General features: G+C 45.1%; 14 protein-coding genes and 3 pseudogenes. 8 read left to right on the top strand and 9 right to left on the bottom strand.

Annotated features, from left to right (window positions below; genetic code table 11):
- The first annotated feature begins 198 nt into the window (after nucleotides 1-198).
- Both SU60_RS17980 and ilvN read left to right on the top strand, forming a co-directional pair.
- Nucleotides 199-1923 (top strand): acetolactate synthase 3 large subunit, encoded by a 1725-nt coding sequence (locus tag SU60_RS17980; RefSeq protein WP_041156741.1) that lies wholly within the window; start codon nucleotides 199-201, stop codon nucleotides 1921-1923.
- Nucleotide 1924: 1 nt separating this feature from the next.
- Nucleotides 1925-2419, top strand: coding sequence for an acetolactate synthase small subunit (gene ilvN / locus SU60_RS17975; protein ID WP_041156740.1), 495 nt, complete (start codon nucleotides 1925-1927; stop codon nucleotides 2417-2419).
- A gap of 159 nt (nucleotides 2420-2578) precedes the next feature.
- On the opposite strand, the gene pykF is transcribed toward ilvN, so the two are convergent.
- Nucleotides 2579-3991, bottom strand: a complete 1413-nt coding sequence (pykF, locus tag SU60_RS17970; protein WP_041156739.1) for a pyruvate kinase PykF — start codon at nucleotides 3989-3991, stop codon at nucleotides 2579-2581.
- Nucleotides 3992-4422: 431 nt separating this feature from the next.
- Here pykF and SU60_RS17965 point away from each other — a divergent pair, with 431 nt between their 5' ends.
- From SU60_RS17965 to SU60_RS17950, 4 genes are all read left to right on the top strand, one after another.
- The gene (locus tag SU60_RS17965; RefSeq protein ID WP_041156738.1) at nucleotides 4423-5184 is read left to right on the top strand and encodes a DeoR/GlpR family DNA-binding transcription regulator; all 762 of its coding nucleotides are present in this window, start codon (nucleotides 4423-4425) and stop codon (nucleotides 5182-5184) included.
- 169 nt (nucleotides 5185-5353) lie between these two features.
- A complete protein-coding gene (gene glmS / locus SU60_RS17960) occupies nucleotides 5354-7186 on the top strand; it encodes a glutamine--fructose-6-phosphate transaminase (isomerizing) (protein ID WP_041156737.1) in 1833 nt (610 codons plus the stop codon).
- Nucleotides 7187-7641: 455 nt separating this feature from the next.
- Nucleotides 7642-7923, top strand: a complete 282-nt coding sequence (locus SU60_RS17955) for a hypothetical protein (RefSeq protein ID WP_041156736.1) — start codon at nucleotides 7642-7644, stop codon at nucleotides 7921-7923.
- On the top strand, nucleotides 7875-10562 hold the full coding sequence (locus SU60_RS17950) for an ImpA family metalloprotease (protein ID WP_164833057.1): 2688 nt from the start codon (nucleotides 7875-7877) through the stop codon (nucleotides 10560-10562). The genes SU60_RS17955 and SU60_RS17950 overlap by 49 nt, the downstream gene beginning before the upstream one ends.
- Before the next feature lie 136 nt (nucleotides 10563-10698).
- Here SU60_RS17950 and SU60_RS17945 read toward each other — a convergent pair.
- The 4 genes and pseudogenes from SU60_RS17945 to SU60_RS17930 all read right to left on the bottom strand — a co-directional run bounded on the left by SU60_RS17945 (nucleotide 10699) and on the right by SU60_RS17930 (nucleotide 16882).
- Nucleotides 10699-11228, bottom strand: a pseudogene (locus SU60_RS17945) (MltR family transcriptional regulator).
- A gap of 61 nt (nucleotides 11229-11289) precedes the next feature.
- Complete coding sequence (locus SU60_RS17940) at nucleotides 11290-12438, bottom strand: mannitol-1-phosphate 5-dehydrogenase (RefSeq protein ID WP_041156734.1); 1149 nt, start codon at nucleotides 12436-12438, stop codon at nucleotides 11290-11292.
- A 111-nt stretch (nucleotides 12439-12549) separates the two neighbouring features.
- Entirely contained in the window at nucleotides 12550-14502 is a 1953-nt protein-coding gene (locus SU60_RS17935) for a PTS mannitol transporter subunit IICBA (protein ID WP_041156733.1), read from the bottom strand.
- Between the two features lie 622 nt (nucleotides 14503-15124).
- Nucleotides 15125-16882: a bifunctional lysophospholipid acyltransferase family protein/GNAT family N-acetyltransferase gene (locus tag SU60_RS17930; protein ID WP_041156732.1), complete on the bottom strand. Its 1758-nt coding sequence runs from the start codon at nucleotides 16880-16882 to the stop codon at nucleotides 15125-15127.
- A gap of 325 nt (nucleotides 16883-17207) precedes the next feature.
- Between SU60_RS17930 and SU60_RS17925 the strand changes: the two are divergent.
- Nucleotides 17208-18574: pseudogene (locus tag SU60_RS17925) on the top strand (8-oxoguanine deaminase).
- Between the two features lie 163 nt (nucleotides 18575-18737).
- The gene (locus SU60_RS17920) at nucleotides 18738-19010 is read left to right on the top strand and encodes a hypothetical protein (RefSeq protein WP_041156731.1); all 273 of its coding nucleotides are present in this window, start codon (nucleotides 18738-18740) and stop codon (nucleotides 19008-19010) included.
- 95 nt (nucleotides 19011-19105) lie between these two features.
- Here SU60_RS17920 and SU60_RS17915 read toward each other — a convergent pair whose 3' ends face one another.
- From SU60_RS17915 to SU60_RS22940, 4 genes and pseudogenes are all read right to left on the bottom strand, one after another.
- Nucleotides 19106-19909 (bottom strand): MetQ/NlpA family ABC transporter substrate-binding protein, encoded by an 804-nt coding sequence (locus tag SU60_RS17915; RefSeq protein ID WP_041156730.1) that lies wholly within the window; start codon nucleotides 19907-19909, stop codon nucleotides 19106-19108.
- Nucleotides 19910-20133: 224 nt separating this feature from the next.
- A complete protein-coding gene (locus tag SU60_RS17910) occupies nucleotides 20134-20715 on the bottom strand; it encodes a YqaA family protein (protein ID WP_041156729.1) in 582 nt (193 codons plus the stop codon).
- A gap of 230 nt (nucleotides 20716-20945) precedes the next feature.
- Nucleotides 20946-21146: a hypothetical protein gene (locus SU60_RS22050; protein WP_041156728.1), complete on the bottom strand. Its 201-nt coding sequence runs from the start codon at nucleotides 21144-21146 to the stop codon at nucleotides 20946-20948.
- A pseudogene (locus tag SU60_RS22940) lies at nucleotides 21088-21259 on the bottom strand (HipA domain-containing protein); the annotation flags it as partial. The pseudogene SU60_RS22940 and the gene SU60_RS22050, both read right to left, overlap by 59 nt.
- Nucleotides 21260-21277: the final 18 nt, after the last annotated feature.

Genomic DNA, 21277 nt, shown 5'->3' with positions numbered 1-21277 from the left:
CGTGATTTGAATCACATTAGACCCGTTGATAATAAAACGTTACATTTGTTGGGTAACCTTGCGGTATGTTATGACAATCGCAAGACATAGCCGAAAACGTTGAAGTATTTCGATTAGGCTACGAATAAGCCCTAAACTATGTGAAACCAGACCAATCCGTTGACCTTACGGACAGGGTACTGGGTAAGGAGAGCAAGTATGACAGCAATGTTGTCAGGTGCAGAGATGGTTGTGCAATCTCTGATCGAAGAGAATGTACCTCAGATCTTTGGTTACCCTGGTGGTTCCGTTCTAGATATCTATGACGCACTGCACGCCAAAACCGACCAAATTAAACACGTACTAGTCAGACACGAACAAGCCGCGACGCATATGGCGGATGGCTATGCTCGCGCAACCGGACAACCGGGTGTGGTACTGGTATGTTCAGGTCCAGGCGCGACCAATACTATTACTGGTATTGCAACCGCGTATATGGACTCAATCCCAATGATCGTGATTTCAGGTAACGTACCCAATAACCTGATTGGTAACGATGCATTCCAAGAGTGTGACATTGTTGGTGTATCGCGCCCCGTGGTGAAGCATAGTTTCTTAGTTAAGAAAGCGGAAGACATTCCTGAAACGATCAAAAAAGCGTTTTACATTGCGACAACGGGTCGTCCTGGACCGGTAGTGATTGACTTGCCAAAGGACGTGCTTAACCCGCAAATCAAATTGCCTTACCAGTATCCTGAAAGTCTTTCGATGCGTTCTTATAAGCCAACCACTTCTGGCCATAAAGGTCAGATCAAGAAAGCGTTGAAGTCGTTACTGGAAGCGAAAAAACCAGTGCTTTATGTCGGTGGTGGCGCGGTGATATCTGGAGCACATGAGCACATTCTTGAATTGTCAGACAAGCTTAACTTACCCGTGGTCAGTACCTTGATGGGGTTAGGTGCTTTCCCTGGAACGCACAAAAACTCACTTGGCATGTTGGGGATGCACGGTACTTATGAAGCCAACATGGCGATGCATGATGCTGATCTGATCTTTGGTATCGGTGTCCGTTTCGATGACCGTACCACCAACAACCTAGAGAAATACTGTCCGAACGCTAAGGTCATGCATATCGATATTGATCCGTCGTCGATCTCTAAAAACGTCAAAGTGGATCTGCCGATTGTCGGTTCAGCGGAAAAAGTGTTGATCACCATGCTTGGTCTTTTGGCTGAGCAATCTTGTGGTAATGATGAAGAAGCCATTCACGCTTGGTGGGAAGAAATAAAAGTATGGCGTGATCGTCAATGCTTGGCTTACGAAACCTCACCTGAACGTATCAAGCCACAGCAAGTTATTGAAACTCTGCATAAATTGACCAATGGTGATGCTTATGTGGCCTCTGATGTAGGTCAGCATCAAATGTTCGCAGCGCTTTACTATCCATTTAATAAGCCACGTCGTTGGGTCAACTCCGGTGGTCTAGGCACAATGGGCTTTGGCTTACCTGCGGGCATGGGCGTTAAATTTGCAATGCCGGAAGAAGAAGTCGTTGTCGTGACGGGGGATGGCAGTATCCAGATGAATATTCAGGAGTTGTCGACCGCAATGCAATACGACATCCCGGTTAAGATAATTAACTTGAACAACCGTTTCTTAGGCATGGTAAAGCAGTGGCAAGACATTATTTATCAAGGCCGCCATTCAAATTCATACATGAGTTCTGTTCCTGATTTTGCAGCGATTGCAGAAGCTTATGGTCACGTTGGTATTCGTATCGAAACGCCAGATCAGCTCGAAGAAGGGCTACAAAAAGCGTTAGATATGAAAGACCGCCTCGTGTTCGTTGACATTAATGTCGATGAAACTGAACACGTCTACCCAATGCAAATTAAAGGCGAGGGTATGGATAAAATGTGGCTAAGCAAAACGGAGAGAACTTAATATGAGACACATCATTTCATTACTATTGGAAAACCAACCGGGTGCATTGTCTCGCGTTGTCGGGTTGTTCTCTCAACGTGGTTACAACATTGAATCTTTGACGGTTTCGCCAACGGATGACGAAACCCTTTCACGATTGAACATCACTACCACATCCAACGAGATGCAATTGGAACAGATCCAGAAACAGTTGCACAAACTGATTGATGTATTAAAAGTTCAGGAAGTGACTGAGTTTGAACATCTGGAACGCGAACTGATGATGGTAAAAGTCAAAGCCAGTGGCTTTGCTCGTGCCGAGGTGAAACGCACCGCGGATATCTTCCGTGGCCAAATTGTTGATGTCACTGCTTCACAATATACCGTGCAGTTAGCGGGTACCAGCGAAAAACTGGATGCATTTATTCAAGCGATATCGGAAGTCACCGACGTGGTTGAAGTCGCGCGAAGTGGTGTGGTTGGTATTGCGCGTGGAGAGCGTGCGTTAAAACCTTAACCCTAAGCGAGCCCAAGCTTTCATCATTTAAATCATAACCATCGTCATTGACGATGGTTTTTTCTGCTGCTTTGGTATTTCCAATTCACTCATACAAAAATAAAAATAAAAAAAAGAGGGCTTAAAGCCCTCTTCGATCAGTTAACTGAAAATCCAGTCTTATAGTACGTGTACAGACGCTGTGTTTGTTGTGCCAGAAGCAACAAGTGCACCTGAAACCATCACAACGATATCGCCTTTGTTACCAAGACCTGATTCTAGAGCAAGTTCTTTACCTGCGATGTAGAAAGCATCAGTGCTTGCAATAGAGTCAACAACAACTGGTGTAACACCTTTAGTCAGAACTAGCTGAGCTGCTGTCTTCTTATTTGTTGTTAGTGCTAGGATGTTTGCTGTTGGGAAGTATTTACGTACTGAACGAGCAGACTTACCACCTTCCGTAGCGACAACGATTAGAGGGGCCGCTAGTTTCTCAGCGGTATCCACTGCACCTTTACATACTGCTTCAGTGATGCGTAGACGTGGGCTATCTAGACGAGAACCTAGCTCAGCCTTAAGTGCAGCATCTGTGCGGTTTGCGATCTGAGCCATGATAGTTACCGCTTCAACAGGGTATTTACCTTTAGCCGTTTCACCAGAAAGCATTACAGCATCAGTACCGTCCATTACAGCGTTTGCAACGTCGCCCGCTTCCGCACGAGTTGGACGTGGGTTGTTGATCATTGAATCAAGCATTTGAGTTGCAGTGATAACCATCTTACGTGCACGGTTACACTTCTCGATCATCATTTTCTGAGCAAAGATAACTTCTTCAGCAGGGATTTCAACACCTAGGTCACCACGAGCAACCATGATGCCGTCAGAAAGCTCAAGAATTTCGTCGAAGTTATCAACACCTTCTTGGTTTTCGATTTTAGAGATGATGTGGATGTTCTCGCCGCCGTTTGCAGCAAGTACTTCACGGATTTCTTTAACGTCAGAAGCTTTACGGATGAAAGAAGCCGCTACGAAATCAACACCTTGCTCACAACCAAACTTAAGGTCGTTCTTGTCTTTTTCAGATAGAGCAGGAAGGTTTACAGAAACACCAGGAAGGTTAACACCTTTGTTTTCACCTAGAGCACCATTGTTCAGTACTTTACATTTTACTTCAGTATCAGTCGTTGAGATAACTTCCATCTCGATCAGACCATCGTCGACAAGAATAGTGTTACCAGCGCTTAGGTCTGCTGCGAAACCAGCGTAAGTGACGGCTACTTTTTCTTTGTTACCAACAACTGATGTATCCGTTGTGAAAGTGAATTCTTGACCAGCAACAAGGTCCACATCGTTACCACCTTCTAGTTTGATGGTACGGATTTCAGGGCCTTTAGTATCCAGAAGAATAGCTAGTGGTTTGCCAGTTGCTTCCATTACTTGGCGGAAGTTCGCAATACGAGTGCCGTGCTCTTCGAAGTCACCGTGAGAGAAGTTTAGACGCATTACGTTCATGCCTGCGTTTACTAGTTCAGTTAACTTCTCTACAGATTCAGTTTTAGGGCCAATCGTACAAACGATTTTGGTCTTTTTCATGGAAGATACTCTCCGGTAAGTATAGTTACAATTTGAAAGTTGTTTTTTTCCTGAAGCTTGAGGTGATTCTTGTGACATTTAGTGCCTGCCACCAACCAAATTGTCACCACAATATTTAACTTCAGATTCTGAAAGTCTTTCACCAAGTTTAGTCATTTTATGACTAAAGGTTCGGCGATTTTGATTACCTTTTTGTGACTGATCCCACTTTATATGCAAAAAGTTGCAAAAAAATAACCGTCATTTATGTAATTTTTTTTCTTTTCGGTGGCGAATTCTACCACCGAATCACCGCAATATCACGGCTTAAGATTTGTCTTAGGACAAGGTTTTAACGAGAAATATTAATTTTTTGGTTCGAAATAAATGGACTTGTAAGTTTCGTTTTGACTATAATAACTTTCACATCGAAACTTTAAAAATAAATATAAATGTCGAAACGAAACACTCAACTCAGAAGACATGCGATTTCAAACTTGGTTTCCGAGCGGGGAGAAGTCAGTGTTGATGAGTTAGCACAAAAATTTGAGACCTCAGAAGTTACCATTAGAAAGGATTTGGCTTCTCTAGAAAAAAATGGACAACTTTTACGCCGCTATGGTGGCGCCATCGCCATTCCAACAGAAGTCATTCATGAAGAATTGAGCTCAAATGTTTCGACTCGAAAGTTAAGCTTAGCAAAAGCGGCGGCTTCGCTGATACGCGACCATAATCGCATTGTGATCGACAGTGGCAGTACAACCGCGGCTCTCATTCAACAGTTAAACGATAAGCGTGGCTTAGTTGTGATGACCAATTCACTCCACGTTGCGAATGCTCTTAACGAATTGGAGAGTGAGCCGACGTTGTTAATGACCGGAGGGACGTGGGACACGCACTCGGAGTCCTTTCAAGGCAAAGTCGCCGAATCGGTATTACGCGCTTACGACTTTGATCAACTGTTTATTGGTGCTGATGGGATCGATCTCGATCGCGGAACGACGACATTCAATGAATTGGTTGGTTTGAGCAAAGTGATGGCCGAAGTGTCTCGAGAAGTGATCGTGATGATCGAATCAGAAAAAATAGGGCGTCGAATCCCAAATCTTGAGCTTGATTGGCATCAAATTGATGTGCTTGTCACTGATGCTGAGCTTAAAGCTGAGCACAAATTGCAGATTGAACAACATGGTGTGAAGGTGATTTGCGCCTAGTCAGCCGTGTGTAGGTCATAGGTGCATCTTACGCTATTGATGCGCCATTACCGAACATATTCAGTTTCAAAAGTTTCAAATTTACTTCCCCATAGAAAGGCCTTTGCTTGCTGCCTCATTACGAAACTATGGCTAAGGGAAGTACAAAACTACTAACGGAGAAAAATACATGTGTGGAATCGTCGGTGCAGTGGCACAACGAGATGTTGCAGAAATTTTGGTTGAAGGTTTACGCCGATTGGAATACCGCGGCTATGACTCTGCTGGCGTTGCGGTTGTCGATGGTGAGTCCAACCTCACCCGTGTTCGTCGTTTAGGCAAAGTTCAAGAGCTTGCTGATGCGGTTGACAAAGCAAAAGTCATCGGCGGAACTGGGATTGCTCACACTCGCTGGGCAACGCACGGTGAGCCGTCAGAAGTTAACGCACACCCACACATGTCAGGCGACATTGCTGTTGTCCATAACGGCATTATTGAAAACTACGAAGAGCTGCGTGAAACATTACGTTCACGTGGTTATGTATTTGAGTCGCAAACCGATACAGAAGTGATCGCTCATTTGGTTGAGTGGGAACTACGCACCTCAGAAACATTGCTTGAAGCGGTACAAAAAACCGCGCAGCAACTGGAAGGTGCCTACGGCACGGTAGCTGTGGATCGTAAAGATCCTTCTCGTATTGTCGTTGCGCGCTCAGGCAGCCCGATCGTGATCGGTTTTGGTGTCGGTGAAAACTTCCTTGCTTCGGATCAACTTGCGCTACTAAACGTGACACGTCGCTTTATGTACTTAGAAGAAGGTGATGTCGCGGAGATCACACGTCGTGAAGTCACTGTTTACGATGAGAAAGGCGAGCGTGTGGAACGTGAAATTACAGAATCCAACGCCGAGCATGATGCGGGTGATAAAGGTCAGTATCGCCACTTTATGCAGAAAGAAATCTACGAGCAGCCAAAAGCGTTAATCAACACCATGGAAGGACGCATCACCGCTGATTCTGTTGTAACGGATGCGATTGGTGTGCATGCTGCGGACATCTTGAACAAAGTTGAGCACGTGCAAATCGTTGCGTGTGGTACGTCTTACAATGCAGGCATGACAGCACGTTACTGGTTTGAAGATATTGCCGGCGTGAGCTGTGACGTAGAAATTGCTTCTGAGTTCCGTTACCGCAAGTTTGTTACGCGTCCAAACAGCCTTCTGATCACGTTATCTCAGTCAGGTGAGACCGCGGATACATTAGCCGCACTTCGTTTAGCGAAAGAGAAAGGTTACATGGCGGCAATGACGATTTGTAACGTAGCGGGTTCTTCTTTGGTTCGTGAGTCAGACTTTGCCTTTATGACTCGCGCTGGCGTAGAAATCGGTGTGGCTTCAACCAAAGCCTTCACCACGCAGCTTTCTGCACTTCTGATGTTAGTTACCGCTCTGGGTAAACAACAAAACCGCATCAGCAAAGAAAAAGAGAAAGAGATTGTGGAAGCGCTACACGCGTTACCAAAACAGATCGAAGCCGCGCTTTCTTTCGAAAAAGACATTGAAGCTCTGGCAACCGATTTTGCAGACAAGCACCACACACTATTTTTAGGTCGTGGCGAGTTTTACCCAATCGCGATGGAAGCGTCGCTGAAGCTAAAAGAGATCTCTTACATCCACGCTGAAGCGTATGCAGCGGGTGAGCTAAAGCACGGTCCACTTGCCTTGATCGATGCAGACATGCCAGTGGTTGTGGTAGCGCCAAGTAATGATCTACTTGAAAAGCTCAAATCCAACGTTGAAGAAGTCCGCGCACGTGGTGGCTTGTTGTATGTATTTGCCGATGCTGACGCAGGATTTGAAGGCGATGATACGATGAAGATCATCACGCTGCCACACGTTAGCGAAATTACTGCGGCGATTTACTACACCATCCCAATGCAGTTACTGTCGTACTACATCGCACTGATCAAAGGCACTGACGTCGACCAACCTCGTAACTTAGCCAAAGCAGTAACCGTAGAGTAATGACGACACTTACATTTTGATTTATAAAAGCGGCACATGCGAGCGTATGTGCCGCTTTTTTATCAGCCACTTAGGATCCGAAATCAGTTTGCTTTACATCCACATCAGACTTATACCAATCGCAGTCAATAACTGGTCATTCTAGCTTGTTAAAATACTCGATAACTTCGTTGCCTTTTTCGTTTATAAAGTAGGTTGATTGTAGAATAACTGCTTATCGAAAAATTTCGCCTCGTTCTCAAGCATTTTTCCTGCGCTATTTCTGCTCACTTATTTACTGTGATATTTACTGTAATTGGTATTAAAACCGACTTTGGCATCAGAGTCATATTTTCTCGCTAATCGATTGTGTTACTTTTTAATTCATTGTCATAACATTCTGTATCACAATCGTTTAATCTTGCTTGGATGCTTTCGCTGTAAGGTCTCTTTCAACTTCTTGGATAAATACCACCATGTTTAAAATGCTTTTGATGGCTTTACTGCCTTTTTTACTGCTCGGTTGTAACGGTAGCAGTGACGACAATAAAAATGACTCTACGTCTGATGTGATTGAGCAAATCCCTGAGGAAGATGCCGATAACGGCGGTTCGAGTACGCCTGAGCCAGCGGTCGCTTTACAAGCTGCGTTAAGCGACGGGGATATTTCTGGCCTCACTGTTGAAGATGCGCCTATGGTGTTGGAGCTATGCTCGCTTCCGCCAACCGAACGATTGAGTCCAATACCTCATTGTTAAGCGACGTGCTCGGAAGTGCCGCACCGTCACCATACCTTATTGGGCGACGTTCCGTGTTAATAGAACCAATGGGGGCACAAGGAGCAACGCCACTTATTATGGGTGACGATGGCAATACGTTAGCGACGATACAGGGCCATGATGGTGTACGAGCGGCGGCTTTTGGTGGCAACTTTTTAATCCAGGATAACGACAGTAATTATTCTTATCTCGATGCATACCAAAAGGACTTTAAACGAGTTTTATCTTGGTTAGTGAGTGGCGATGCGAATGCACCCATTCCTAGTACGTTGAACATCGCTTACGATTTGTCTTCTGGTTGGGTATGTCAGCCAGCGTTTAAAGACTGTGTTGAAGCGCCGTTTGAGCATATTGGCATTGATGTGACTCAGTCTCAGTGTTCAGTGCTTGGCGGGACCGATGAAGAAAATCTCGCGTGTGCTCAGCAATCCGATCTGGTTTTGATCAGTGCGGTCGAGAAAGAGGTTGGTGATCTGCAAAGTCAGGTTTCGGCATTGCTGCAATCTGGGGTGCCAATATTGTACCTCCACAATCATGGTGAGTTCTTGCCAGAGGAAGGTGCGCAGATTCTAGCCGCGATGGGAATGGAGTATGCAGTTGCGGGCGCCAGCAACTACTTTAAACAAGATCAATATACTGGGGGACGTAGTGCGACAGAAAATATTGAGCGACTTTCTAATCCGTTCCACGAATACTTGCCTTTCTTTACCGCATTAAACGATGGTTCGTTGAACACCAACTACGACTGGAGTTCTTGTGTCAATTCTGCGGGAACATTTAAGTGCCCGGATGTGCCGAATTTAAATGCGTCATTGGTTGAGCCTGTTGAGGCGCTGCGTGACGTGTTTGATAGCTACACCAAGTCGGGGACACCACTATTTTCTGCACCGGGGAATGAATTTTATCGCTTAGCCAATATTTGGGCAGATCTTAATCGTCGCAGCATGTCTTATCCTATGTTCAAAGAAGAGGATATGGCAGATTACCGTTTTCAGAAAGCGTATGTATCAGATGCGATGGTGACGTACTTGCGTACCGCAGGGGAAGCGCAGCCTAATATGGGGACTTTTGCGTTAACGGATCAGGGCCAACTCCCTGTGTCACCTCAACAAGAAACCGTGACTGTCACACTTCCGGCAGAAAGTGGTTTTACCGCATTGGGCCGCTATATAAAGCCGGGTAGGACCGCAACCATTGAACTTGTCGATGCGGGTAACGCAAGCGTCAGTTTCTATATCAACACAACACCAAATGGCGGCACCCGAGTTTGGAACCCTGAAAAAGGTTCTGGTATTGTCGGCTATGCGCGTCCACGTTTTTTGAAAAGTCCGAATATGCCATTGAATCCATCTGAGCCAGTAGAGGTGAATTCTCCCTACGGAGGCACATTAGAAGTTCGCTTTAATGGTGCCGTAGCAGGGCAAACGCTGACGTTCAACGTGACCAATGTTGGCACGCAACCTGTGTTGAATTTGCGTGAAAATGGCAACGTCAGCTCGTTTGTCGATGAGTTGATGCAAACCCCGTTTGAGTGGGCTGAAATTAAACTTGATGGCGTCGAGATTCATACCCGAGTCGATAAGATGCTAAGTGTGGTCAACAATGATATTTACGCTGGTGATTTAACCCGATACCTTAATGAGTTGGATTATTACTTTATTGGCGGCGCTTACCATATGGCCGGTTTCGCGGGCACGAAACCATTGTCGGCGGCAGTGTTAGCACAGTGCAATCAATTCGGATGGGATTGTGAGAATGCCGAGCTGCATCAACTTCCAAATGTTCAGCACATTACTGCGGGAAATACCGCTGCGTGTGGCGCGGGTTGTAGTGGCAATCCTTATACACAAATGCAAGGCGTAAACCCAAGAGGCTTTTTGGAGAGTCATGAGCTTGGGCATAACTTGCAGTATCAAGAGTTTAGAGTGGATGGTGGCATCAGTGGTGAAGTGTCTAATAACATTTTCCCACTGCAAAAGAACGGTCGTTTATACCAAGATTTTGGCGTCGATTTAGGTTCCAACAAAGTCGACTATGAAGCGACCTTTGACATGTTAGTCGCAGGCCTAAAAAGTGGAAACTCATCAGATAAGCTGAATCAGGATCTCTGGACTGACGCAAGTTACTCGGCTCAAGGCAATAAGCGCTTAGCATTTTACACCCAATGGGCTCTGTATTGGGCCGATAAGCAAAATAGCAGTGATGCTAAAACCGCTTGGGAAATTTATACCTTACTGTATCTTCATGCGCGCGAGTTCTTAGCGGCGGATGTCGACAACAGCACTCAAGAGACAGAAGACGATTGGGATAATGTGAAGGGTAAGCTTGGCTTTAGTACGTACGCGACTCGACCAGATCAAGATGGCTCAAGAAACAGCCAGTATGGGAATGACTACTTGCTGATCACATTATCTAAACTGACCGGTCATGATCAGCGAAATGTGTTTGATATGTGGGGAATTAAATATTCTTCAGCAGCGACACAGCAACTTGATACATTTGGTTTACCCGTAGAGCCGCTGTTCTTCTATACCACAACGCCGATGAATGATTACGCTGCAGGGCATCGAATTGATATGTCGTCAGACCCATCAACGCTGGAGTACGCCACCGAATAATCTTGCCTTACTGTTTGAATAGATAGATGTTGTTTGAATAGACAATTGTTTTGGGTAAATCTATTGTTGCGATAAGCCTATGTTTTGGTAAGCCCACTCTTGGGTAATCTTAGGTGACTGGCTCAGAAGTTATCGTTTAAAATGGGCTTTCCTTGCCGAGTTCATTGCAGATCTCGACAATCGCAAGTGAAAGCCTGATTTGATGATTTGTTGCTGGCGCTGCAATTGCAGCTGATAGAACTCAAGATCGATATCGTCATCGGGTTGGTTGACTTCAAATTGAACCATGCCCATTTTCTTTACCAAGTGTAGCTTTTTGATCGGGCTCAATATGCTTGGGTCAGTGAATTCGTAGTCTGAAGCGTCACTATTAAGGTGATGCTTTAACTTAATGATGTCTTCGATGTCATGATATACATCGTCAGGTAACACACCTAAACCATACAATAGTTTCAAACGAACGGAGAGATCGCCTAGGGGGCCTGAGTCTTGCAATAACGGGCCGACAACGGACTGAACTGCGAAGTTATCTTTACGAAAGATTCTCTGTATCAAGCCGTCAATCGCGTCGTTAAACACGTCAACAGCCGCGATAAAGAAGCCTCGTACCGATGGTGCGCTATTTAGCCGTTCAATGATCTCGGTTTCGTTGATGTTTTCTGCCATATACTGAGTTACTGTGTTGTTATTATATTGAGGGGAGCGTGGAGCGCTCCCCTTGAGCCCATCATAGCTGATTGTAGAGAGCCTCAATTTGAGCTACTTCAATGCTATCTTCTGCTAGACCGGTGTACTTCGTCAGTGTTTTTTTCACACCGACTTCTTGTAAAGCACGTTGTAGTTCAACCGCTTGGGGGTCAGTGTCGTTAGTGTACTTTAATGCGGCTGCTATGCCTTTTAAAAGCGTCTTATTTTCAGTGCCATATTCCATTGTGCCAAGTAGTGGCTTGACTAATCTATCGTTCGCCCCCAATTTTCGGATAGGTTGACGACCAACACGGTCCACTTCATCAACCAGGTACGGATTAGCAAAGCGACCTAGGATCTTCTCGATATAAGCATTATGCATGTCACGGTCAAAACCGTACCGACGTATTAGCACTTCGCCACTTTCTTGCATCGCTTTTTTGACTTGAGCGTGGATACTCGGATCTTCAATCGCTTCGCGAATCGTACGATGGCCTTTCAAACAGCCTAAATAAGCGGTGATGCAGTGACCTGTATTGAGCGTAAACAACTTGCGTTCGACAAAGGCCATTAGATTATTGGTTCTTTCCATGCCCGTGATATCGGGAATGTCACCTTTGAACTGTTGTTCATCGACGATCCATTCACTAAAACTTTCTACGGTGACTTCGAGTGGATCATCGTTGGCTGCTTCTGCTGGTGGTACGATGCGATCGACCGCGGAATCAACAAAGCCAACCAACTCATCCGCTTTGGCGTGCAGTGATTTATCCAGATGTTTGTACACTTCGCCTTTCAGGTGTGTTGTACCTCGCACCATGTTTTCACAGGCGATAATGTTTAACGGCTCGTCATTACCCACTTCAAAGCGTTTTGCAATCCCTGCCGCGATGGTTTTTGCGATAATATCCAATACGTTTGGACCGACCGCTGTAGTGACTAAATCGGTTTTTACGATGCGGTCAATCACGTCTTCACTAGCTGAGTTTACCGCGGTTACGTGTGTCACAGTGTCGATTTGACACTCTGTGCCGACGACTTTGACTTTGTATTCTTGTTTGTGGCTCAGCTGGTCGACCAATGGTGCGTCTACGTCCGCAAACGTGACCTCAACGTCTGCGTCTGCTAAGAGTTTACCGATGAAGCCGCGACCAATGTTACCTGCACCAAAATGAACTGCATTTTTCATAATCTTTACCTACCAATGTCTTCAATATTGACGAATGAATCTAAAGTGAGGCCAACCACATAGGGGGTGACGGTTGACCTCAGCTTGCTCAGGAGCAAATGGAAAGCATCATTAAGCGGCTTGTTGACCACCAAGGATGTTGAGAATTTCTTCTACGTCGGTGGTGCTTGTCAGCTTCTCAATGGCTTCCGGCTCATCAAGCGCGTTGGTAATGGTGGTGATCACTTGGATGTGCTCATCATTCTTGGCAGCAATGCCAATAACCAGTTTTGCTACATCGTCTTCGTCTTCAGTAAATTGGATACCAGATGGGTATTGGCAGATAACAATGCCAGTTTTCTTCACGCGATCTTTCGCTTCTACGGTACCGTGAGGTACTGCGATAGATTCGCCAAGATAGGTGGAAACCAGTTGCTCACGTTCAAACATTGCGTCAACGTATTCAGGCTCTGCATAGCCAAGTTCGACTAGTTTATTGCCTGCAAAGCGAATTGCTTCTTCTTTATTGGCGGCTTGCAACCCTAGATGGATGTTTTCACGTTGGATACGGAATACAGACGGTTGTTGCTCTTCAAAGCTGTCGTCATTTGCTGCAAGAATCGAAACTTTGACCATTTGATCGTCATTTGCCGCTGTCTGTTTCTGTGCAGCCAGCAGTTTGGTGACAAGCTGGTTGTACATTTCGCTGTCTAGGAAGTTTGTCAATGAAATATGGTGTGCGTTTGGAGCATGCTTACGAGCACGATCCGTTAAATCTTTATGAGTAATCACGATATCTACACTCTCTGGTAAGCTGTTAATGGCAAGGTTGGTTACGCTGATATTTAAACCCGCTTCTTGGACCTTTTTACGTAGCATGCTTGCGCCCATTGCGCTTGAGCCCATACCCGCATCACAAGCAACAATGATGCTTTGTACTGTTGCTAGGTCGATGTCGCCTTTGCTTTCACTGTTTACCGCAGCGCTGTTTTTTGCGGCAGATTTCATGTCTTTCATTTGTGATGTGGCTTTTTCTAACGATGCGCCATCACCGTCTTCTTCTGTAGAACGTTGGGTTTTCATTAGCAGAGCGGCTACAGAGAATGATACCCCTGCGGCTGCAATGATAGAGGCCAACACACCAACGATCGCGCCTTTTTGTGTCATCAATAACACCGCGAAGATGGAACCTGGTGATGCTGGAGAAACGATACCTGCATTGAACATGGTCAGAACAAATACGCCTGTCATACCGCCTGCGATTGCAGCAAGGATAAGACGGGGATTCATTAGGATGTATGGGAAGTATATCTCGTGAATACCGCCGAAGAAGTGGATGATGGATGCACCACCTGCTGTTTGACGAGCGGTACCTTTACCAAACACCATGTAAGCCAATAGGATACCAAGACCAGGACCTGGGTTTGCTTCAATCAGGAAGAAGATAGATTGACCTGTTTCTGAGGCTTGTTGGATGCCCAATGGAGAGAAGATGCCGTGGTTGATGGCATTGTTCAAGAATAGGATCTTCGCTGGCTCAACAAAAATAGAAGTCAGTGGCAAAAGGTGCGCTGATACAAGGAAGTTAACACCCGCAGCTAAGCCACCTGAAAGCACTTTGACAAATGGGCCAATTAGGAAGAAAGCAAGGATGGCACACAGCATACCGATAATGCCTGCTGAGAAGTTGTTCACCAACATCTCAAAGCCGCTTTTTACTTTACCATCAATGTAGTTATCGAATTTTTTGATGGCCCAACCACCCATAGGGCCGACCATCATGGCACCCATAAACATGGGGATGTCGGTACCGACGATAACACCCATTGTGGTGATGGCACCAACGACCGCCCCGCGATCGCCGCCGACTAATTTACCACCGGTATAACCGATAAGCAGTGGCAGTAAGTAAGTGATCATCGGGCCAACCATAGAGGCTAGTGTTTCATTTGGTAGCCACCCAGTTGGAATAAATAGAGCAGTGATAAAGCCCCACGCGATGAACGCGCCGATGTTAGGCATTACCATGTTTGATAGAAAACGACCAAAATTTTGTATCTTGATCTTTGCATCTGGTGATATCATAACAGTTCCCCGTTCGATGTTCTGATGAATATTGTTGTCGTAAACGGTTCGCCAAAACCGCTTGTTTGATTGTTTAGTACCCAATCAATTTACCACACAATTTCCAATTGGAACTGACAACGGGTTTTTCGTGATCTGCCCCCGCATTTCTTTAGCAGAAAAGCATTTTTTACGTGATAGTGATCAATTAACTGACACGTAACTTTATAACAAAACCTCACTTTCATTTTTGTCAATAAAAATATTAGTGATCATTTCGATGTTTTTTGAAATTAATATAAAAAATAAATTGTGATCATAATCACTTTTGATTTTTTTTTAACATCAAATTAAATGATCGAGCCGATCAATATCACGCTTTTATCCTTGGTTGCTTTTGTGGTAAGTGCGATCTAAATCACATTTGTTGTTTTGTGAAATTTTGTAACGAAATTGGTCGTATGGCTTATGAAGCACTACTTATGCATCATTTTTTCTGATGGGTTCTTGTACACCGATTGATGTCTTGTAGATAGCGCATTGCTTACCTGTTTAGACAAGTCCTGCTTGTAACCAGTCTAAGCAGGACTTCTATGAATAAAGGAAGTGAGCTCCTGATGAATTCAGTTGCTATTTTAACTATTTAGCTTTGCTTAGCATGATGAACAAAATATTCACGTGCGTGCTCATTGCCCATATAGCGAGACAACGTTTTTTCTTGCACATTACGTAAGTCGACCATAATTAAGCCGTCCAGTGCATTGTTAAAGGCAGGATCGACATTAAAACAGACTAGCTTTCCGTTGAGGCTTAAATACTGACGCAGCAGTACGGGGACTCCTTTACCTTCATCGATGCGTGCGATAACGCGCGATAATAACTGTAAATCTCCTAGCGCCGTCAACATGCTGGTATTCCAAGAAATATGGTTTTCTGGTAACGGGTTTGATGGTGTCACGTGCTCTGCACAAGTGGTGTCGTAATGATGAAGTGTCATGGATTGCGCGAGTAGCTGACGGGCGGTATCACTGTAGTCGTTGCTGATACTCACAGGACCAAACAGGTGAGTGTAGTCTGGATTTTGATGTACAAATGTCGCAATTCCTTTCCATAGCAGAAGTAGGGCACTCATGCTCTTTTGGTATTGCTCGGCAATCACCGAACGTCCCATTTCGATCGATTTGCCCATTTTGTTAAGAAAACTTTCATCGTAGTTAAACAGAGTACGAGAGTACAAACCTTCCACACCATGTTTCGCCAGCAACTGGTCCACTAGACCAAGACGGTAAGCCCCGACTAAACATTGATTTTCTCTATCCCAGACGAACAGGTGTAAGTAATCGTGATCGAAATGATCAATGTCGATGGCTTGGCCGGTGCCTTCGCCAACCAGACGAAAGTTGTGTTCACGCAGACGCCCAATTTCATGCAGTAGTGAGGGGATCTGATGCGCAGCAGTGCAGTAAACGTCAAACTCGCCACTTTGTAAAAGCTTGGTTTCTTTTGGTAGGTTGTTCAGCTCTTCAAGCAATTGGTCTATAGGTAACCCTGCGGCTATCGGAAGTAAAGCATTGGCTGCGATATTTTGTTGCGTTGTGTTGGTTTGACGATTGAGGAGGTAAGTATTGAGCCGCAAATAATTCACCACTTGATCATCGTTTAAATTCATCAGCTCTTTAAATTTAATCGCTTGACCGAACGAGAGCTCAATGGATTGCGCTTTTTTGTTTAATAACTCACGCCCTAACATCAATGTGCGCAGTAAAGGGTGAATTTTCCCCGCCATGTAAAAGCGTTTGGAGTTTTGTCCGTTAATAAAAACAGGCACTGTTGTGGCTTTGTTTTTGCGGATCAGGGTGCTGACACTGCGGCTCCATTCTTTGTCTTCGAGCCGCTGTTGCTTCGAATCCACCAAATGCGATACTTCGCCAGCCGGAAAAACTAACAATAATCCACCGTTGGCTAAGTGTTTGTTTGCGCTACGTAGCGCTTTCATGTTCGATTTGGTCGCTTGTTTGCCTTCGAAAACATTGACACCAATAAATAGCTGATCCAGTTCTGGTACTGTTTTAAGGTATTGATTAGCTAGGATTTGAATATCGTCACGCACCATTAACAATAGCTCTGCCAGAATCACGCCCTCTACGCACCCGAGTGGATGGTTTGCCACCACGACCGTTGCTCCATGCTTGGGTATCGTGTTCAGTGAACCATGCACAACGCGATAATCGATGCCTAAGATATCGAGCGTAAAGCGTAAGAAGGTCGGAATGTCCGCATTAACTGGTCGTTGAGCGTAAAACTTATCGAGTTGAGATAACCCGGTTGCCCATTCTGCGACATTTTCACCAATACCAAATGGTGTTTTACGGGGGAGACGAAAAGGAGTCGAACGGTCCATATATACCTCAGAGTACGAGTGACTGATCGGATAGTAGAAATTACGCATGACAATTCAGAGGCAAAGTCGTGAGACTTTGGTGACAAAAGGGTGACGTTTTGTTGACCAGTTTGAGCAAGTAGAGCTACTGATGTTTGATTCGTGACCATCTTCAATGGCTTATGTTATGGTAACGATACCCGAACGACTTCAAGACGATTGGGTATGACGCTGACTTACATGTCGGTATGATTTATTTACAACATGACCCAGGCCACTTTGTGTGCATCATTGGGTACAAGTCCGCTTCCCCTGAAATGGTTGAAACGGCTAAGGATATTTATGAATGGAAACAATATGGATTAAGAATCCACTCGCGATTTACACTGGCAATGAGCAGGATGCTCGTGGCGGGCTGGTGATTCGCGGTAATACCATTGTTGAGCTGGTGGCCCTTAATGCCACACCTGACACCAAAATCGACTCGGTCGTCAACGCCAGCCAGCACGTTATCACTCCAGGGTTGATCAACGCCCATCACCACTTTTACCAAACACTGACCCGTGCATACCCCGATGCGCTTAACAAAGAACTATTTCATTGGCTAAAGAGCCTCTATCCAGTTTGGGCCAACCTCGATCAAGAGATGATGAGTGTTGCCACAGAATTAGCGTTAGTGGAACTGATGCGATCAGGTTGTACCACGGCTTCTGATCATCACTACTTATTGCCTAATGGCTTAGAACACGCGATTGATTTACAAGTTGAAGCGGCTAAAAAGCTAGGTGTACGCGCCATTTTTACCCGTGGCTCCATGAGTTTGGGTGAAGATCAGGGCGGTTTGCCGCCTCGGCACACCATCCAAACCGAGCAAGCCATCATTGATGACAGTCAGCGACTGATCCAGACATACCACCAAGGACACGATGGCGCGATGACACAAATTGCTCTTGCGCCATGCTCCCCGTTCTCCGTGACTACAGACTTAATGCAAGAGACCGCACGAATCGCGCACGATGAGAATGTGATGGTTCATACCCACTTATGTGAAACCATTGATGAAGAGAACTTCTGTCTGAAGCAGTTCGGCTTACGGCCTGTTGATTATCTCGAAAGCGTTGGCTGGTTGAACGAGCGCACTTGGTTGGCTCACGGTATTCATTTTAACGCTGAGGAGATCGGCCGCTTAGGCAAGGCGGGAGTAGGAGTGAGTCACTGTCCAACCTCGAATATGATGCTGGCTTCGGGCATGTGTAAAAACCTAGAGCTAGAGCAGGCCGGAGTCAAAGTAGGGCTTGGTGTCGATGGTTCCGCCTCAAACGATGGCTCTAATATGATTGCCGAAGTTAGAATGGCGATGTATTTACAGCGTTTGCAATATGGCTCTGCAAGGTGAGTCATTTCGATGCGTTACGCTGGGCAACCAAAGGATCAGCGCTTGCGATGGGGCGGCACGATATTGGTGAACTAGCCACTGGGTTCCAAGCCGATATCGCGATGTTTAAGCTGGATGATATTCGCTTTTCTGGCAGTCATGATCCGCTTGCTGCCTTGTTATTATGTGGCGCACAACAGGCGGACCGAGTCATGGTTGCCGGACAGTGGCGAGTGCATGATGGTGAAGTGATCGGCGTCGATTTACAGGACTTGATGACCCGTCATAGCCGAGCTGCTAAGCGACTGGCAGAGCTGTCTGCGGGTAGCAGTCATTAAACCCAAATATACTGAGCTGCTCCGATGAATGAGCGGATTTTGTTGGCGATATTTTGTAAAACTAAGATCTTAATTGTAGTCATGCGAAATTGATAAGTATCAAATCAAAGCATGTAGTATGAGCGTAAGTTTATATGACCGACTGCTAGAAGGAATTAGTACCATGTTATATAAATATCTCTTAAGAGAGCTATTGGGGTTGGCGATTGTCATTTCAGTGGTATTCGGTGTGTTGGGGATCTTGCTGGACTTGTTTGGCTTAACGGCACTTTTCGAACATCAAGCATCGATTGCGCACATATTTTTCAGTGAATCCATGTACTTCATTGTATTTTTAGTGCCGCCATATTTTCTTTGGAAGTGGCTCAGCAACCCAGAACTTACCTCAGCGCGCCAACGTTATTTAGAATTAAAGCTCGATGCTGAGCGCAATTAATACGAAATCATAGTGATGTGAGATGAGAGCCTGATATACAAAAGGCGCATGGTGAACCCATGCGCCTTTTGCTTTTCGTTAGAATAGGCTTGTCGTTAGAATGCGGGTTCTATCGTGCCTTTGAATGTATCGTTTAAGAAATCACGAATCGCTTGTGATTGATATATAGAAACGAACTTTTGGTACGCTTCATTATCTTTAGCGTCTTCTCGCGTCGCGATGACCATAACAGCCAATGGGGCATCTTTTGATTCAAGATAGATACTTTGCTTTTTCGGATCCAATCCAGACGACATCACGTAATTCATGGTAATCGCGGCTGCATCGACATCATCGAGTGTTCGCGGCAGTTGGGCCGCATCAACTTCGATGAACTCAAACTCTTTTGGATTGGAAGTGACATCGGTCAGTGCCGCTTTGTAGCCAACGCCAGGCTTTAACTCGATTAACCCCGCATCAGCCAGTAAAAGAAGACCGCGCCCCCCATTGGTGGGATCGTTCGGAATTGCAATTCGAGCATTGGCTGGCAACTCTTCTAATGAACGGTATTTGTTTGAGTACAAGCCCATACGCATCAGAATAGATTGACCAATAGAGACAAGGTGTCCGTCGCGGCTGTTGTTGAAGTTGTCTAAAAATGGTTGATGCTGGTAGCTGTTGATATCGATACTGCCATCACTTAATGCTGCATTAGGGGTAATGTAGTCTGAGAATTCGACGACTTCGACGTTTAAACCTTGTTTAGCGGCTTCTTTCGCGACGGCTTCAACGACTTGTGCGTGAGGCCCCACTGTTGCTCCAACTTTGATGACAGACTCTTCCTTTTGATCACAGGCGGTTAGACTAAGCGCTGCCGCGAGTACAAGGGACAACTGCTTAAGATGACGAAAACGCTTCATGATAACTCCATTTATATCGATTTTTAGACGTCTATATGGCCATCCTATCAGGCTTATAAGTAAGGTCAATCTTTGATTGCAAGGTAATAGAAATATCCTAGTTATCGAGGTTTTTCATATCATCCGTTTTCACGAGAAAAGTATTCGCCTCAGTTAAATTATATGTTTACTTAGATTAGTATGATTGCATCGAAAATCCTGCACCTTTAATGATTACGGATATACTAGCCACCGCTTGTACTCAGATACCAGGCCATTATCAATCCCAGCGTTATTAGACCTACTGTTGCAAGTTTATATTTTTTTATTAATTCTTCTGCTTTGTCACCAGCAACATACACTACCAACGCAATACCAAAGTACCTCACGGCACGAGATAGTCCCGTCGCGAGTAGAAACAAAGGGAGCGAAAAGTGAGTTGCTCCTGCCGCCAACATAGCAATTTGGAATGGGATGGGTGCTATGCCTAAAGTCATGATAAACCAGAAGCCCTCGGTATTCATTTTCAGTATGACCGTATCAAGGCGGTGCTCCGTTATCCAGTTTGCCACTATATAATCTCTTAATAGTTCGAAAGTGTAGTATCCAAGCGCATATCCGAATAGCGCGCCCACGATACAACCTAAAGTGGCCATTAACGCAATCAGCCAGAGCTTATCGCGCCGTTTCTGCAACAATGGAATAAGCAATGCTTCCAAAGGGATGGGGACAATGGTGGACTCAAGAAAAGAGGCTGTGAAAACTCCCCCCATAATATACTCAGACTCAATCAGATCTTTGGTTTTTCTTTTCAATGTTTTAACCATGAAAACTTTATCCTTGAGAATATTTGATGAAGCTTATTCAGACCCTAGTGACATTATTATGATAGACCGTGCCAGTAAGTGCTGTTTGCTTTGAAGGTACCGAAGTTCTTTATTGATTTTATGCTCTTAAACATCAAGGTATGCCATTTTGTTGAATATCTGGCGACCATTAAAACGTTTATGTTCAAAAATAATTTATAAACTGTTTACTATAGCCCCTGCGTTTGCCATTAAAGAAGCTCACTCATTTCTGGCACAATGTCGGCTTGCGTTAGCAAGTATTCACATTCTGCTTGTATGAGTAACATACATAGTTCTATGTGTTCACGCTCCCCTTCATCGACTACTTGAGTTTCCGTAAGTTCAATCGCTTCCTTCAGGAAGGAGATTTCTGAGATAGTTCTCGATACTACGTGGCGAAGCGTTATCATAGAAAGGGATGTGTGGCGAAATCGGGAAACCAGAGTGTTCCGATAGGAAGAATAAAACGACCAATTTTGGTATTCGTACTGATAAATACGTCTAACTGTTGCCACTTACTCATACCAGCCTTCCTCATTGC

The organism is Vibrio mytili (genome assembly GCF_000830505.1).
GTDB lineage: Bacteria > Pseudomonadota > Gammaproteobacteria > Enterobacterales > Vibrionaceae > Vibrio > Vibrio mytili.
Note: the sequence above shows the minus strand (reverse complement) of the source record. Positions and strands in the feature narration are given on the sequence as shown.